The following is a 14,187-nucleotide window of genomic DNA, read 5'->3' on the forward strand; positions in this document are numbered from 1 at the left end:
ATCCGCTGGGGAGTGAGGTGCGACGAGCGATGCCGTGGTGGTCATGGCGCCCCGGTCCCGCCGACGGCGGCGATCCGGAAACCCGAAGCGGGATCACAGTGGAGAGCGCGGTCCGGGTCGGCCCGCCGAACCCTCGCCAGCCGGGGGACGACTGCCCGGGCAGCGACCGGCCCGTACTGACCGAGATGCCGGCGACCATCGAGCCGGTGAGCCTGAGCCGCGTCTGCGACGCACTCGACCTGCTCGACGTGCGCTACCTGGCCGACGGCGACGGCAACCTGCTGGCCATGTGGGAGCGGCACGCCGTGCTGGTGACCCTCGAGGGCCCCGAGGACGAGATCCTGGTGATGCGGGCCCGCCCGCACGCCACGGTTCCGCCGGACTGGGCCGACCGGGCCTACCGGGTGGTCAACGAGTGGAACCACACCCGCCGCTTCTGCAAGGCGTACATCGGCGACCCGACCGAGCGCGGGCAGCTGCCGATCTACGCCGAGTTGCAGGTGCCGCTGGGCGCCGGCACCCACGACGCTCTGCTGGTCGAGATGCTCGACTGCGGCGCGGCGGTGGCCGCCAGCTTCGTGGACTGGCTGCACGACGAGGGCGCCCTGCTCTGAGGCGCCCCGCGGCGTCCGTGCCGGAAGGCGCCGTCAGGCGCCCTCGGCCGGGTCCTCCATGACGTTGACCATGAAGTACGCGGCCCGCTCCAGATAGTCCCAGAGAGCGACGGCGAGCTGCGGCTCCAGGTCGAGCCGGTCCACCGCCTGGCGCATGTGCCGCAGCCAGGCGTCCCGCTCGGCCCCGCCGATCCGGAACGGCGCGTGCCGCATGCGCAGCCGCGGGTGCCCGCGCTGTGCGGAGTACGTGTTCGGCCCGCCCCAGTACTGCATCAGGAAGAGGGCGAACCGGTCGGCCGCCGGGCCCAGGTCCTCCTCCGGGTACATGGGTCGCAGCAGGGGATCGGTGGCGACGCCGACGTAGAACTCGTCCACCAGCCGGCGGAAGGTGGGTTCGCCGCCGACCGCTTCGAAGAGGGTCATCGACGCATCGTTACGGTCGGATTCACCTGCGGGGTTCACCGTTCCATCCTGCCAGGTGCGTGGGCCGCCGACCCGACCCGGAGGCCGTGCGCCGGCTCACGCTGTGGATCAGGTGACCGCGTGCCGGCGGTGGCCGTCCGCGGGCCGGAGGTCGGTGCCCGCCGGCGTGCCGTCGGCGGCGGTGCCGCCCGGATCGGGGGTCGGCTCGGCGTTGGCCGCGGCGGCCTTGGCGATGGCGTCGTCCACCGTCTGCTTGTCCGGCCAGCGCAGGGCGGCGATTGTCATCAGCAGCACCCCGGCGGCGCTCCAGACCCCCACCACCACCGGAATGGAGAACCGCTCGGCGAGCAGCCCGGTGACCAGCACCGCGAGACCCTGGATGACCTGGACGCCGGTGGCCATCACGCCGAACGCGCGGGCCCGGAATCCGTCCGGCAACGCCTGGATGAAGAGCCCGTTGGCCATCGGCATCATCCCGGCGACCGCGAACCCGCACAGGGCGGCCAGCAACGCCACCACCAGCGGTGGCGGGTCGAACAGCGCCGGCACCAGCACCAGCGGGGAGAACACCGCGAGGGGCCGCATCAGGGCCAGCCGGCGGGTCGGGCCGAACAGCCGGCTCACCAGCAGCCCACCCAGGACGTAGCCCACCGGATTGGCGACCATGATCACCGCTTGCGCGGTGCCCGGGTCCATGCCGCCGGAGGAGCCCTTGTTGGCCCAGGCCGCGGCCAGCCCTTCCGGAACGATCGAGAACAGCAGCGCGCTGAACACCAGCACCGCGATGGCCCGCAGCACTGGCGTGCCAAACACGATCTGGAACCCCTGGGCGGTCTCCCGGAGCAGGTGAGAGCGGTGCGCGCTGGTCATCGTCGCTGGCCGGTTCCGCACGCCGACGCGGACCAGCAGCGCCGAGAGGCCGAACGTGACCGCGTTGAACAGCAGCGCGACCGTCGGGTCGATGGAGGCGACGGCGGCGCCGAGCAGGTAGCCGACGACCTGGGCCGCCTGCCCGATGCTGGCGTTCAGCGACAGCCCGACCACCAGCCGGTCCCCGGCGAGGATCTGCGGCATCAGCGCGGACTTCGCGGCCTGGCTCGGCGGGTTGGCGAGCGTGGCCGCGAAGATCAGCACCAGCAGCGCCGGAACGGGCAGGTCGGGGAGGGCGATGAGCAGCATCAGCGCCATCCGGATGACGTCACACGCCACCATCACCCGACGGTACGGGTGCCGCTCGGCCAGGGCGGCGAGCAGCGGGCCAACCAGCAGCCACGGCAGGTAGCTGACCGCGAACGCGGCGGCGGAGAGCGCGACGGACCTGGTCTGCTGGTAGACGAGGAGGGTCACGGCGGCCTTGGCGACGTAGTCACCGACCCAGGAGAGAGCCCCGGCCGCGAAGACGGCACGGAACTCGCGCTGGGCGAACACTTCGCGAAAAGTGGCCGGGCCTTCCGCGGAAGGTCGCTCGTCGGGCACCGTCGCCTCCATCGGCCCCCGTAACGGCAGCTCGTGGCGGCCGGGCCGGGAACACTCGTCAGATCTACGGATCAGCGAGGATGTGACCACGCTCCGGCGGGAACGCGTGCTCCGGATTCTGCCCGATCGTCTGACAACTAGCTAGGGCGAACGGATCGTTCGTCGCATCCCCGACTGAACGAACGGACGATACTCCAGGGGCCGGGCGGCTGGCGACCCCTGTATTGCCGGCCAGTTTCGCCGGTGTCAGGTGGCGCCGCCCTGGCCGGTCTCACCCTCCGGCAACGGCCGGCTCGACACACCGGGATAGATGCGGGCGGCGGCGATCTGCGCGGTGATCCCCGAGTTCTCCAGCGCCTCCGCCAGCCTGCGGCGCAGCTCCCGGCTCACCGCGAACTGGCCGTCGGCCGTCGTCTTCACCACCGTACGGATCACGGCGCCATCCACCGTCATCTGCTCGACACCCAGCACCTCCGGGGCCTCCACGATCTCCGGCGACAGCTCCGGGTCCAGCGCCACCGAGGCGGCGGCCGTGCGCAGCACGGCGCTGGCCTCCTCCGTGCCGCTGAAGCCGATCGGCAGGTCCACGACCACCAGCGCCCAGCCCTGGCTCTTGTTGCCCACCCGGATGATCTCGCCGTTGCGGATGTACCAGAGCACGCCGCGTCCGTCGCGGACCGTGGTGACCCGCAGCCCCACCGCCTCCACGACACCTGTCGCCTCGCCCAGGTCGACGTTGTCGCCCACGCCGTACTGGTCCTCGATGAGCATGAAGAGCCCGGCGATCAGGTCCTTGACCAGGCTCTGCGCGCCGAAGCCCAGGGCGACGCCGGCGATCCCGGCGCTGGCCAGCAGCGGGGCGAGGTCGAAGCTGAACTCGCGCAAGATCATCAGCAGCGCGATGCCGAAGACGAACGCGGTGGTCAGGCTGCGCAGCACCGAGCCGATCGCCTCGGCGCGTTGCCGGCGGCGCTCCGGCACGAACTCGGCCGGGTCGACCGCGGCCGTGGGCACCCGCTCGCGCAGCGGCCGCAGCATGGTCGGCACGGCGCCGTCGGTGGTCGTCCGGACCAGTCGGTTGATCGTCCGGTGCAGCGCCCAGCGGGCCACCATTGCCAGCGCCACTATCAACAGCACCCGCAGCGGCTTGAGCAGGATCCAGTAGCTGCCCTCGGCGAACCATTCCGACCTGGTGATCTCGTAGATCCACTCGCAGGAGGTGCTGCCCTGACAGTTCACCGACACGGCGTCGGACAGGGCAAGGGGCGTTTCGCTGGCGGCACTCACCCTGTCTTCGTACCGCAACGCCCCGGACCGGCCGCCGCCGACCCACCGGCCGGGTGAGATGCGCCCGAGCGCCGGGTCGGACCGGGGCGAACCGGCCATCGTGACAGGTGCGGGAAAGAGCTTCATGTCCGACCCCGGATTAGTACGTGCAATCCGGGGTCCGATCAGGGACTATTGGCGCAACGGACGTCGGTGATCGAACGGGCGTCGACGGTGCGGGCCTTCGTGCCCAACTCCGGTCGGCGGCGTTTCGCAGCAGCCGCTGAACCGGGAGGGTGAGCGCGATGCCTGACATACGACCCACGGTGGGCTCCGGCGCGCTGGTCCTCAACGCCACCTACGAGCCCCTGTGTGTCGTGTCGGTGCGTCGCGCCGCGATCCTCGTCCTCTCCGCCAAGGCCGTCTGCGTCGCCGACGGTGACGGCATCCTGCACAGCGCCCGCGACGCGCTGCCCGTGCCGTCGGTGGTCCGTCTGACCCGCTTCGTCCGGGTGCCCTACCGCACCCACGTCGGGCTGTCCCGCCGAGCGATCTTCGCCCGGGACGGCTGGCGGTGCGCCTACTGCCGAGGGCCGGCCGAGACCATCGACCACGTCTTTCCGCGCAGCCGGGGTGGCCGGCACGCCTGGGAGAACGTGGTCGCCGCGTGCGCCAGGTGCAACCACACCAAGGGCGACAAGACCCCGGCGGAGCTGGGCTGGCGGCTGCACGCCCTGCCGACCGCGCCGAAGGGCACCGCCTGGCGGGTCCTCGGGCACCGCGCTCCGGACCCGCGCTGGGCCGACTGGCTCGACCTGCGCGAGCCCGAAGCGGCCGCCTGACCGATCTGCGCGAGCCCGAAGCGGCCCGACCTGCCCCGGCGGCGCGGAACCGCCGGTCGGGCTCAGTCCTGCTGCGCGGCCGCTCGGCGGGTCGCGCGCTCGTGCCGGTCGACCGCCCGGGTGTGCGCGACGGCCAACAGCCGGTCGATCTCGGGCAGCATCTGCGGCCCCGGCATCACGATGCTGGCGAAGCCGTACAGCGCGTACCCCGGGTGCGGCATGACCGTGTCCAGCCGGGCGAAGTCGAAGGCGTCCCGGTGCTCCTCGAACGCCTTCGGTGGGAAGCCGAACATCCTCTCGAACTCGGCCCGGCCCAGGTCCAGGTTGAGGCGGAAGACGCCGGGGCGGTCCAGCTGCGCGGCTTCGTCGAAGCCGGGCACGTCGTGCTCGACGATGGTGGCGAACGGCTGGCGGCGATCCGAGCCGACGTAGAAGAACCGGTCGCCCCAGGCGCCCTCGGGTGACCCGTCCTCCTCGCTCGCCACCACCTGCTCGACGTCGGGCAGCGCGCGGATCCGGTCGGCGAGCACGGTCGCGTCGACGCCGGTCGGGATGTGCAGCACCGCGTCGGCGTGGTCGATGGTGGCCTGGTCCAGCGGGAAGTAGCGGTAGTCGTGCTCTCGCCGCTCAGCCGGCTCAATCTCGGCCGCCCGGACGTACCCGGGGAGGGCGACCTTCTGCTGGAGCCTGCCCTCGTAGGTCGACGCGGCGGGCACGTCGATGCCGAGCGCGGGGCTCGCGCCGAGGCTGCCGACGATCACCGCGTACCGCTCGCCCAGCAACGCTCCGACGATCGCGCCGGCACCGGCCCACGACACCTCCGTCGCGCCGCCCACCGTCATCGTGCTCGGGTGGCGCTGGAGGTGCGTGTTGTGCGCGAAGACCAGCGTGGGTCCACGGTGTGCCTCGACCGCCCGGATCGCGAGCAGGTTCTCGGCCATCAGCGCGCCCCGGACCGCGGCCAGGTGGGCGAAGCGTTCCTCCTGGACCAGTGGCGCCGCGGCCGCCGCGTGATAGCGCAGCACCGCGACCGCCGACGTGGCGTGGACGAATGCCGCCTGCCAGCCCTCGGGCCGTCGGTGCGCTTGCAGGTACAACTCGGTCAGCAGGTCGTCGGCGAGCACCCGCAGTCGCTGGGCGTCGGACGAGCGTCCGACCGACCGGCCCGGCTCCCAGATCGCGGCCGTGTCGCTCCAGCGGGCCTCGTCCCCGACGAGGTCGTCGATCTCGACCGACCGGTCCATGTCGAGGAATTCGCACACCCGCAGCAGGTGACGCCGCGGGCTCGGGGCGCCCTCGATCTCCAGCGGGGCGTCGAAGCCATGAAATCTCAGGCGCTCGGCGGCGGGCCGTCCGTCGTTCCACTCGCGCATCCGCAGCAGCAGGTCACGGTTGGCCGGCGCGGCGCCGAACCCGTGGCTGAACCCCTCGGCGAGCGCGCGGTCGAGCGGCACGGCCGTGCCCTGCACGAACGCGTCGGCGAGCAGTCCCGCGGCCCGGTCGCTCTCCAGGGCGATCGACCGGTAGCCGTGCTCGGCCAGCGTCAGGAAGGCGTCGTTGCGGATCTGGAGGAACGCGGATTCACCGTGCGTCGGCTCGCCGAGCGCGAGCAGCGCGGGGGAGCCGGCAAGCAGGTCAACAAGGGTGGTCATTGCATCAACCGTATCGTTGCACCAGCGGTGGAGACTTCAGAGCGATGGAGCGCGAGTGACAACCACAAAACCCTCAAACCCCGGGGTACGCCGACCGTTCGATCTCGCGCGTCGGCACGGACTGTCGGCGCAGGCCGTCCGCAACTACGAACGGGACGGCGTGCTGCCACCTGTCGAGCGCACCGCGACCGGGTACCGCCGGTTCACCGAGGTGCACGCCACAGCACTGAGCGCCTACCTCGCGCTCATCGTCGGTCACGGCCACGCGGCCAGCGGCGACATCATGCGCGCCGTCAACCGGGGCGAGATCGACACGGCGTTGCGCACGATCGACAGCGGTCACGCGCTGCTGCAACGCGACCGGGAGACCCTGGACGCGGTGGAGGCGGCGGTCACGACTCTCACCGCGACAGAGCCCGCCCCGCAGGGCCGGAGAGCCGTGCCGATCAGTGTGCTCGCACACCGGCTCGGCGTACGACCCGCGACCCTGCGCAAGTGGGAGTCGGCCGGAATTCTGCGGCCGGAGCGCGACCGGGTGACCCGCCACCGCGTCTACTCGCCCGACGACGTCCGGGACGCGGAACTCGCCCACCTGCTGCGCCGGGGCGGGTACCGGCTCGACCACATCGCCGACGTGCTGCGCCGGGTACGCGACGCCGGTGGCGCCGAACCGCTCGCCGCATCGCTCGGCCAGTGGCGCCGACGGCTCACCGAGCGCGGCCGGGCCATGCTCACCGGGGCCGCCCGGCTCGCCGAGTACCTCGACGCCGGCGCCGGCGATCAACCACCACGGGCCTTGACCAGCGAGGCGAAGACCACCAGGTTGTCCGAGTAGCCCCTCTCACCGCCCACCCACCGGCCGCCGCAGGTGATCAGCCGCAGGCTGGGGCGGCTGAAGTCGCCGTACACCTCGTCCACCGGCAGTCGGTCCTTGTCGAACCGCTCCAGCGAGTCCACCTCGAAGACCGCGACCCGGCCGTCGGAGCGGGTGACCTCGATCTGGTCTCCCGCGCGCAGTTCCCGGAGTTGGTGGAAGACGGCCGGGCCGGTGGTGGTGTCCACGTGTCCGACGATCACCGCCGGCCCGTACTGGCCGGGGGTGGGGCCCTTGTCGTACCAGCCGGCCTCCTGGGCGCGGCCCACGTCGGGCACGGCGATGGTGCCGTCCGGGGCGATGCCCACGTCGTGCAGCGGAGCCCGCAGGTCGATCTTGCTGATCGAGAGAGCGGTCGGGCGGCTGGCCGGCAGCACCGGGAACTTCTTCGGCGGCGGTCGCAGGCCGGCGCTGATCCGGTCCGGCAGCAGACTCACCCCGGTCACCTGCTCGACGCCCAACATCGCCACGATCAGCACCATCAGCGTGGCCACGGCCAGGACCGGCAGTCCCGGCCCGGTGCCGAGCCGACGCCGGAGCAGCGGCGACCCGGCGGGACGGCTCGGCGGCAGCGGGCGGGCGTCCGGATCAGTGGTGGCGACGCTGGCGGACCCCGCCTGCCCGGCGACCCGGCGCAGCCGAACCGAGACCCGGGCCACCAGCCGTCCCGAGGCGCGCAGGGCCGCTGCGGCCCGGAGGCGGGCACGGTGGTCCGACCGCGCACGCGCGGATCTGCGGGTCATGGCAGCTCCGGCTCAGGAGCCGGCTCCGGTCCGACGCCGACCGCCCGCCATGCCGAGCGCGACCGCGGCGGCCACCAGGGCCACGCCGCCGACGACCAGGACCGACCCCATGCCCCGGCCGCCCGCGGTGCCGCCGCCCCCCGTCGCCGGCCCCTTGCTGGGCGAGGCCATGTTCAGCACGGTCAGCATCGTCTGGGCCGTCTGGTTGTTCTGGCACCGCAGGTCGACCTGGTAGTCACCGGGTTCCTTGTTGCCCGGAACGGTGACCTCCCCCTTGAGGAAGCCGTTGTCCGGTCTGAGCATCACGCGCCCGAACGCGTCGGACTGCACGGTGGCCTGTCGATTGTTGTTGTTGTCGCAGCTCGCGCGGATCGTGACCCGGCTGCCCGCCGGGACGCTGTTCGGCGTCACCTCGACGAATGTGTTCTCACCGGCACGCGCCGGTGCGACAGACAACAGGACGAACGCCCCGATGAGCCCCACCAGTGCCAGCGCGGACGAGAGTGCGCGGTTGATCGTGCGAAGTCCCTGCATGATTTCCCCCCAACCGGCGACGACCGCCGGAACCCTCCCCTGGGCACGCGGGCTGAGTTCCCGTTGGCCCGGAGGCAAACCAGCGGGCGGGTTGGGTCAGCGGCGGCGGGAGCTGGCGCCGGCGGGCGGAAGCGGGGTGATCGGCTGCCAGTCCAGCGGGGACGACAGGACCATCGTGCTCGACGGCTGCCCGTACGGGGCGAGCCGGTCGATGACCGCCTCGAAGTCGCCGATCGAACCGGCGGCCACCTTGAGCATGCTGCACGCGTCGCCGGTGATCCGGTGGATCTGGAGAATCTCCGGCCAGCCGGACACCTCCGGGTCGTGCAGGATGCACCGCGCGCCGTAACAGGACATCCGGATCAGGGCGACCACCGTACGGCCGGCCCGGGTCAGGTCCACGTGGGCGTGGTAGCCAGTGATCACCCCGGCCTCCTCCAGCCGGCGGACCCGCTCGGCGACCGCTGGTGGGGACAGGTGCACCCGGCGGGACAACTCGCTGAAGGAGAGCCGGGCGTCGGCCTGCAACTCGCGCAGCAGCGCCCAGTCCATGTCGTCCACGCTCGAACCTTACTTTCGTGAACCGGATTCGCCCAGCTGCCTTTGGTTCGTCAGGTCAGGCCGACAAGTGCCGTTGATCCGGCATTCCGCAGCCCGATCCAGCCGCGAGATCATGGCGTCGGCAGCTTCGGGGGAAGGGAGACGACTGGTGGATCAGACGGACCGGCGGGCGCCGAACCGCGTCGCCACGGTACGACCGGTGACCCCGCGCCAGCGGGCAGCCCGCGCCGCGCGCAACGGCGGCGAGCCGACGCTGGAGTTCGCCGAGTTGGTGCCCTACGACGCGTACGTGCGGGCCACCGCCCTGCACCAGTTGCAGCAGCCCCTCAGCGACGACCCCGGCGAGATGTCCTTCCTCATGGTCAGCCAGATCATGGAGCTGTACTTCGGGCTGACCTGCCACGAGCTGCGCGAGACCCAGCGTCTGTTGCGCGCCGACCGGATCTGGGACGCGCTGGCCCCGCTGCGCCGCGCCACCCTGCACCTGGAAGGGCTCAACGCCGCCTGGCAGGGCCTGCGCTGGATGACCCCGGCCGACTTCAACCGGTTCCGCAACCTGCTCGGCGAGGGCTCCGGCTTCCAGTCGGCGATGTACCGGCACCTCGAGTTCCTGCTCGGGCTGCGCGACCCGGCGCTGATCCGGCCGTTCCGCCGCCAGGTCGAGGTGCACGCCGCGCTCAGCGCCGCGCTGGCCGCCCCGAGCCTCTGGGACGACGTGGTCGCGCTGCTGGCTCGGCGCGGCTTCGACCTCCCCGCCGATCTGTTGAACCGGGACGTGGCGGTCGAGCACGACCCGCAGCCGGAGGTCGAGGCGGCCTGGGTGCGGATCTACGCCGACGGCGGTCCGGACAACCACCTGCGGCTGCTCGGCGAGGCGCTGAGCGGCGTCGCCGAGGAGTTCGGCGACTGGAGGTGGAACCACGTCAAGGCGGTGCAGCGGACAATGGGCGCCAAGGTCGGCAGCGGCGGCTCCGCCGGGCTGGCGTGGTTGCAGCGCAGCATGGCCCGGGTGGTCTTCCCGGAGCTGTGGTCGGCCCGCACCGCGATGTGACCGGAGAGCGAGACATGCACACCCCAGAAAGCGAGGCCCACCGCCTCGACCAGGCCGACCCGGGCCTCCGACACCTCTTCCACGTGCCGGCCGCCGACGGCGGCGACCACCCCGAGTCGGCGTACCTCGCCGGCAACTCGCTCGGCCTGCAACCCCGGGCCACCCGCGACGAGCTCCTCGCCGACCTGGACGCCTGGGGGCGGCTCGGCGTCGAGGGGCACCTGGAGGCGGAACGCGCCTGGCTGCCGTACCACGAGCTGTTGACGGGCCCGGCCGCCCGACTGGTCGGCGCCCGGCCCGCGGAGGCCGTGGTGATGAACTCGCTCACGGTCAACCTGCACCTGCTGATGGTGAGCTTCTACCGCCCGGCCGGCGTCCGCACCCGCATCGTCATCGAGGACAGCGCGTTCCCCTCGGACAGTTACGCGGTGCGCAGCCAGGCCCGCTTCCACGGGCTGGACCCGGACGACACGGTGGTCCGGCTGCGCCCGCGTGCCGGCGAGGACGCGCTGCGCACCGAGGACGTCACCGGCTACCTGGCCGCCGAGGGTGACCGGGTGGCACTGGTGCTGCTGGGCGGGGTCAACTACCTCACCGGCGAGCTGCTGGACATCCCCGCGATCACGGCGGCCGGTCGGGCGGCCGGCGCGGTGGTCGGCTGGGACCTGGCACACGCCGTGGGCAACGTGCCGCTGGCCCTGCACGACTGGGACGTCGACTTCGCCGCCTGGTGCTCCTACAAGTACCTGAACTCGGGGCCGGGCGCGCTTGCCGGCGTCTTCGTGCACGAGCGGCACCTCGGCGATCCCGACCTGCCGCGCTTCGAGGGTTGGTGGAGCACCGCGGCGGCGACCCGGTTCGAGATGACGCCGGTGTCCCGGCCGCCGTCCACCGTGGAGGCCTGGCAGATCTCCAACCCGCCGATCTTCGCGATGGGCCCGGTGCGGACCTCGCTGGAGCTGTTCGACGTGGTCGGCATGCCGGCGCTGCGCGCGCGCAGCCTCCGACTCACCGGTTGGCTGGAGTCTCTCCTCGACGAGGTCACCGCCGACCGGCCGCTGCGCGTGGTCACCCCGCGTGATCCGGCCCGCCGGGGTTGCCAGCTGTCGGTACGCGTCGGCGCCGGCAACGCCGCCGAGCTGACCAAGCGACTGCGGCACGAGCACGGCGTCATCGCCGACGCCCGGGAGCCGGACATCGTCCGCTTCGCCCCGGTGCCGCTCTACTCCACGTACCTCGACTGTTGGCGGGCCGCCGCCGCGCTCGCCGCCACCGTGGGGCAGGTGAACCAGTGACCGCCCGGCGCGACGAGATCGCGATCATCGGCGCCGGCCTGGCGGGCTGCCTGGCCGCCTGCTTCCTGGCCCGGCGCGGCTACCCGGTCGCCCTCTACGAGCGTCGGCCGGACCCGCGTGCCGGCGCGGCCGAGCGGGGACGCTCGATCAACCTGGCGCTCTCCGAGCGCGGGTTGGACGCGCTGCGCCGGATCGGCCTGGCCGAGCAGGTGATGACCGACGCGCTGCCCATGCGCGGCCGGATGATCCACCCGGTCGAGGGGCAGCCGCAGTTCCAGTCGTACAGCGCGGCCGGTGACCGGGCGATCAACTCGATCAGCCGGGGCGCACTCAACAACGCCCTGCTGGACGCGGCCGCCGCGCTGCCCGGGGTCCGGATCGTCTTCGACCACCGGCTCGTCGGGCTCGATCCGGCCGACGGCACCCTGAGCTTCGACACCCCGCAGGGCACGGTTGGCGCGAAGGCGTCGGTCGTGTTGGGCGCCGACGGCGCCGGCTCCGCGGTACGCGGACAACTGCTGGCGCACGGGCTGTTGCGCGAGAGCGTGGACTTCCTCGACTACGGCTACAAGGAGCTGACGATTCCGCCGCTGGGCGACGACTTCGCCCTGGACCCGGCGGCGCTGCACATCTGGCCGCGGGGCACCTCGATGATGATCGCGCTGCCGAACCCGGACCGGTCCTTCACCTGCACGCTGTTCTGGCCCAACGACGGTGACGGCAGCTTCGCGTCGCTGACCAGCCCGGCCCAGATCGAACGGCACTTCACCGAGCACTACCCGGACGTGGTCCCGCTGGCCCCGAACCTGGTCGACGACTACCAGCACAACCCGGTGGGCGTGCTCGGCACGGTGCGCAGCGCCCCCTGGCAGGTCAACGGAACTGTCGGCCTGCTCGGCGACGCGGCCCACGCCATCGTGCCGTTCTACGGCCAGGGCGCCAACTGCGCCTTCGAGGACGTCGTCGAACTGGACCGCTGCCTCGACGAGTGTGCCGACGAGTGGTCGGCGGCGTTGCCGCTGTTCCAGCGCCGCCGGCAGGAGAACGCCGAGGCCATCGCGCAGATGGCGCTGACCAACTTCGTGGAGATGCGCGACAAGGTCGCCTCGCCGGTGTTCCAGACCCGGCGGCGGGTGGAGCACGCTCTGGAGCGGGCACTGCCCGGCCGGTACGTTTCCCAGTACGAGCTGGTGTCCTTCTCCACCACCCCGTACGCCGAGGTGCGCCGCCGGGTCCGCCGGCAGCACCGGGTGCTCGGCGCGGTCGCGGGCGGGGCCGCGCTGCTGCTGGTCGGCGTGATCGGCGCTGCACTGAGCCGAGGGAGGCGCGCATGACGGGCACCTGGGACGCCACGCTGATGACCGGCCGCGCGCCGGCCGGACCGTCGCGGCTGCGCAACTTCGTCGGCGGCGAGTTCGTCGACGGCGGGTCGACGTTCACCAAGGTCAGCCCGGTGACCGGCGAGCCGGTCTTCGAGGTGGTCGAGGCGGCACGGTCCACGGTGGACGACGCGGTGGCCGCCGCCCGCGCGGCGCTGCGCGGGCCGTGGGGCCGGATGGGGGAGCGGGAACGCGCCGAGGTGCTGCGCCGCGTCGCGGACGAGCTGGAACGTCGCTTCGACGATCTGGTCACCGCCGAGGTCGCGGACACCGGCAAGTCCATCGCCCAGGCCCGCACGCTGGACATCCCGCGCGGCGCGGCGAACTTCCGGGCGTTCGCGGAGATCGTGGCGACCGCGCCCACCGAGTCGTTCACCACGGTCACCTCGACCGGCGGCCGGGCGCTGAACTACGCCGTCCGCAAGCCGGTCGGCGTGGTCGCGGTCATCGTGCCGTGGAACCTGCCGCTGCTGCTGCTCACCTGGAAGGTCGCCCCGGCGCTCGCCTGCGGCAACGCCGTCGTGGTCAAGCCCAGCGAGGAGACGCCCGCCTCGGCGACGCTGCTCGCCGAGGTGATGGCCGCCGCCGGCGTACCGGACGGGGTGTTCAACCTTGTGCACGGCTTCGGACCGGACTCGGCCGGCGAGTTCCTCACCCGCCACCCGGGCGTCGACGCGATCACCTTCACCGGCGAGTCGGCCACCGGCGGCGCGATCATGCGGGCCGCCGCCGACGGCGTGAAGGCGGTGAGCTTCGAGCTGGGCGGCAAGAACGCCGGCCTGGTCTTCGCCGACGCCGACCTGGACGCCGCGGTGGCCGGCTCGATGCGTTCCAGCTTCACCAACGGCGGGCAGGTGTGCCTGTGCACCGAGCGCATCTACGTGCAGCGTCCGGTCTTCGAGGAGTTCACCGCCCGGCTGGCGAAGCGGGCCGGCGAGCTGGCGTACGGCTGGCCGACCGACGAGGCCACCGCCACCATGCCGCTCATCTCCCCGCAGCACCGGGCGAAGGTGCTCGGCGCGTACGAGCTGGCCCGCGCCGAGGGCGCCGAGGTGCTCACCGGTGGCGGCACGCCCACCTTCGGTGACGCCCGCGACGGCGGGTCGTACGTGCAGCCGACCGTGCTCACCGGCCTCGGGCCGGACGCCCGCACCAACCGGGAGGAGATCTTCGGCCCGGTCGTGCACGTGGCGCCGTTCGACACCGAGGACGAGGCGTACGCCCTGGCCAACGGCACCGAGTACGGCCTGGCGGCGACCGTGTGGACCCGGGACGTGGGCGTCGCGCACCGGGCCGGGGTCCGGCTGGACGCCGGCATCGTCTGGGTCAACACCTGGTTCCTGCGGGACCTGCGCACGCCCTTCGGTGGGGTGAAGGCGTCCGGCATCGGCCGCGAGGGCGGCGTGCACTCGTTGAACTTCTACTCCGAACTCACCAACGTCTGCGTGGACCTGTCGTGAGCCGTAGCGAGGGAGCG

The 14,187-nt window shown here is 72.5% G+C and carries 14 protein-coding genes; 7 read left to right on the top strand and 7 right to left on the bottom strand.

Annotated elements, in window-relative coordinates; genetic code table 11:
• Window positions 1–29 precede the first annotated feature (29 nt).
• Complete coding sequence (locus ACGGAQ_RS25840) at window positions 30–614, top strand: YbjN domain-containing protein (protein ID WP_393053273.1); 585 nt, start codon at window positions 30–32, stop codon at window positions 612–614.
• A 33-nt stretch (window positions 615–647) separates the two neighbouring features.
• Here ACGGAQ_RS25840 and ACGGAQ_RS25845 read toward each other — a convergent pair whose 3' ends face one another.
• The 3 genes from ACGGAQ_RS25845 to ACGGAQ_RS25855 all read right to left on the bottom strand — a co-directional run bounded on the left by ACGGAQ_RS25845 (window position 648) and on the right by ACGGAQ_RS25855 (window position 3,818).
• The gene (locus ACGGAQ_RS25845; protein ID WP_393053276.1) at window positions 648–1,037 is read right to left on the bottom strand and encodes a globin; all 390 of its coding nucleotides are present in this window, start codon (window positions 1,035–1,037) and stop codon (window positions 648–650) included.
• A 108-nt stretch (window positions 1,038–1,145) separates the two neighbouring features.
• The gene (locus ACGGAQ_RS25850; RefSeq protein WP_393053279.1) at window positions 1,146–2,525 is read right to left on the bottom strand and encodes an MFS transporter; all 1,380 of its coding nucleotides are present in this window, start codon (window positions 2,523–2,525) and stop codon (window positions 1,146–1,148) included.
• 234 nt (window positions 2,526–2,759) lie between these two features.
• Complete coding sequence (locus tag ACGGAQ_RS25855) at window positions 2,760–3,818, bottom strand: mechanosensitive ion channel family protein (protein WP_393053408.1); 1,059 nt, start codon at window positions 3,816–3,818, stop codon at window positions 2,760–2,762.
• A 266-nt stretch (window positions 3,819–4,084) separates the two neighbouring features.
• Between ACGGAQ_RS25855 and ACGGAQ_RS25860 the strand changes: the two genes are divergently transcribed.
• Window positions 4,085–4,621, top strand: coding sequence for an HNH endonuclease (locus tag ACGGAQ_RS25860; RefSeq protein ID WP_354860605.1), 537 nt, complete (start codon window positions 4,085–4,087; stop codon window positions 4,619–4,621).
• A 62-nt stretch (window positions 4,622–4,683) separates the two neighbouring features.
• Here the strand turns inward: ACGGAQ_RS25860 and ACGGAQ_RS25865 are convergent, their stop codons facing one another.
• Window positions 4,684–6,273 (bottom strand): DUF6194 family protein, encoded by a 1,590-nt coding sequence (locus tag ACGGAQ_RS25865; RefSeq protein WP_393053282.1) that lies wholly within the window; start codon window positions 6,271–6,273, stop codon window positions 4,684–4,686.
• Window positions 6,274–6,328: 55 nt separating this feature from the next.
• Between ACGGAQ_RS25865 and ACGGAQ_RS25870 the strand changes: the two genes are divergently transcribed.
• Window positions 6,329–7,108 (top strand): TioE family transcriptional regulator, encoded by a 780-nt coding sequence (locus ACGGAQ_RS25870; protein ID WP_393053285.1) that lies wholly within the window; start codon window positions 6,329–6,331, stop codon window positions 7,106–7,108.
• Here ACGGAQ_RS25870 and ACGGAQ_RS25875 read toward each other — a convergent pair.
• The 3 genes from ACGGAQ_RS25875 to ACGGAQ_RS25885 all read right to left on the bottom strand — a co-directional run bounded on the left by ACGGAQ_RS25875 (window position 7,054) and on the right by ACGGAQ_RS25885 (window position 8,985).
• Window positions 7,054–7,827 (bottom strand): class F sortase, encoded by a 774-nt coding sequence (locus ACGGAQ_RS25875; protein ID WP_393053411.1) that lies wholly within the window; start codon window positions 7,825–7,827, stop codon window positions 7,054–7,056. The two genes, ACGGAQ_RS25870 and ACGGAQ_RS25875, sit on opposite strands and share 55 nt — an antisense overlap.
• 75 nt (window positions 7,828–7,902) lie before the next feature.
• The gene (locus tag ACGGAQ_RS25880) at window positions 7,903–8,424 is read right to left on the bottom strand and encodes a hypothetical protein (protein ID WP_393053287.1); all 522 of its coding nucleotides are present in this window, start codon (window positions 8,422–8,424) and stop codon (window positions 7,903–7,905) included.
• A 96-nt stretch (window positions 8,425–8,520) separates the two neighbouring features.
• The gene (locus ACGGAQ_RS25885) at window positions 8,521–8,985 is read right to left on the bottom strand and encodes an Lrp/AsnC family transcriptional regulator (RefSeq protein WP_354860599.1); all 465 of its coding nucleotides are present in this window, start codon (window positions 8,983–8,985) and stop codon (window positions 8,521–8,523) included.
• A 148-nt stretch (window positions 8,986–9,133) separates the two neighbouring features.
• On the opposite strand from ACGGAQ_RS25885, the gene ACGGAQ_RS25890 reads away from it, so the two are divergent.
• Genes ACGGAQ_RS25890 through ACGGAQ_RS25905 form a run of 4 tightly spaced genes read left to right on the top strand, consistent with a single transcriptional unit; the run spans window position 9,134 to window position 14,170 of the window.
• Window positions 9,134–10,036: a tryptophan 2,3-dioxygenase gene (locus ACGGAQ_RS25890; protein WP_393053290.1), complete on the top strand. Its 903-nt coding sequence runs from the start codon at window positions 9,134–9,136 to the stop codon at window positions 10,034–10,036.
• Window positions 10,037–10,050: 14 nt separating this feature from the next.
• Window positions 10,051–11,331, top strand: a complete 1,281-nt coding sequence (kynU, locus tag ACGGAQ_RS25895; RefSeq protein ID WP_393053292.1) for a kynureninase — start codon at window positions 10,051–10,053, stop codon at window positions 11,329–11,331.
• Window positions 11,328–12,665, top strand: a complete 1,338-nt coding sequence (locus ACGGAQ_RS25900) for an FAD-dependent oxidoreductase (protein ID WP_393053295.1) — start codon at window positions 11,328–11,330, stop codon at window positions 12,663–12,665. Before kynU ends, ACGGAQ_RS25900 begins: the two co-directional genes overlap by 4 nt.
• Window positions 12,666–12,688: 23 nt before the next feature.
• The gene (locus ACGGAQ_RS25905) at window positions 12,689–14,170 is read left to right on the top strand and encodes a 2-hydroxymuconic semialdehyde dehydrogenase (protein WP_393053414.1); all 1,482 of its coding nucleotides are present in this window, start codon (window positions 12,689–12,691) and stop codon (window positions 14,168–14,170) included.
• Window positions 14,171–14,187 lie beyond the last annotated feature (17 nt).

This window comes from Micromonospora sp. NPDC047557 (genome assembly GCF_043205095.1).
GTDB lineage: Bacteria > Actinomycetota > Actinomycetes > Mycobacteriales > Micromonosporaceae > Micromonospora.

Excerpts from the sequence above, each read along its gene's own strand:
- ACGGAQ_RS25840 (WP_393053273.1), top strand. The coding sequence starts at position 30 with ATGCCGTGGTGGTCATGGCGCCCCGGTCCCGCCGACGGCGGCGATCCG.
- ACGGAQ_RS25845 (WP_393053276.1), bottom strand. The coding sequence starts at position 1,037 with ATGACCCTCTTCGAAGCGGTCGGCGGCGAACCCACCTTCCGCCGGCTG.
- ACGGAQ_RS25850 (WP_393053279.1), bottom strand. The coding sequence starts at position 2,525 with ATGGAGGCGACGGTGCCCGACGAGCGACCTTCCGCGGAAGGCCCGGCC.
- ACGGAQ_RS25860 (WP_354860605.1), top strand. The coding sequence starts at position 4,085 with ATGCCTGACATACGACCCACGGTGGGCTCCGGCGCGCTGGTCCTCAAC.
- ACGGAQ_RS25865 (WP_393053282.1), bottom strand. The coding sequence starts at position 6,273 with ATGACCACCCTTGTTGACCTGCTTGCCGGCTCCCCCGCGCTGCTCGCG.
- ACGGAQ_RS25880 (WP_393053287.1), bottom strand. The coding sequence starts at position 8,424 with ATGCAGGGACTTCGCACGATCAACCGCGCACTCTCGTCCGCGCTGGCA.
- kynU (WP_393053292.1), top strand. The coding sequence starts at position 10,051 with ATGCACACCCCAGAAAGCGAGGCCCACCGCCTCGACCAGGCCGACCCG.
- ACGGAQ_RS25905 (WP_393053414.1), top strand. The coding sequence starts at position 12,689 with ATGACCGGCCGCGCGCCGGCCGGACCGTCGCGGCTGCGCAACTTCGTC.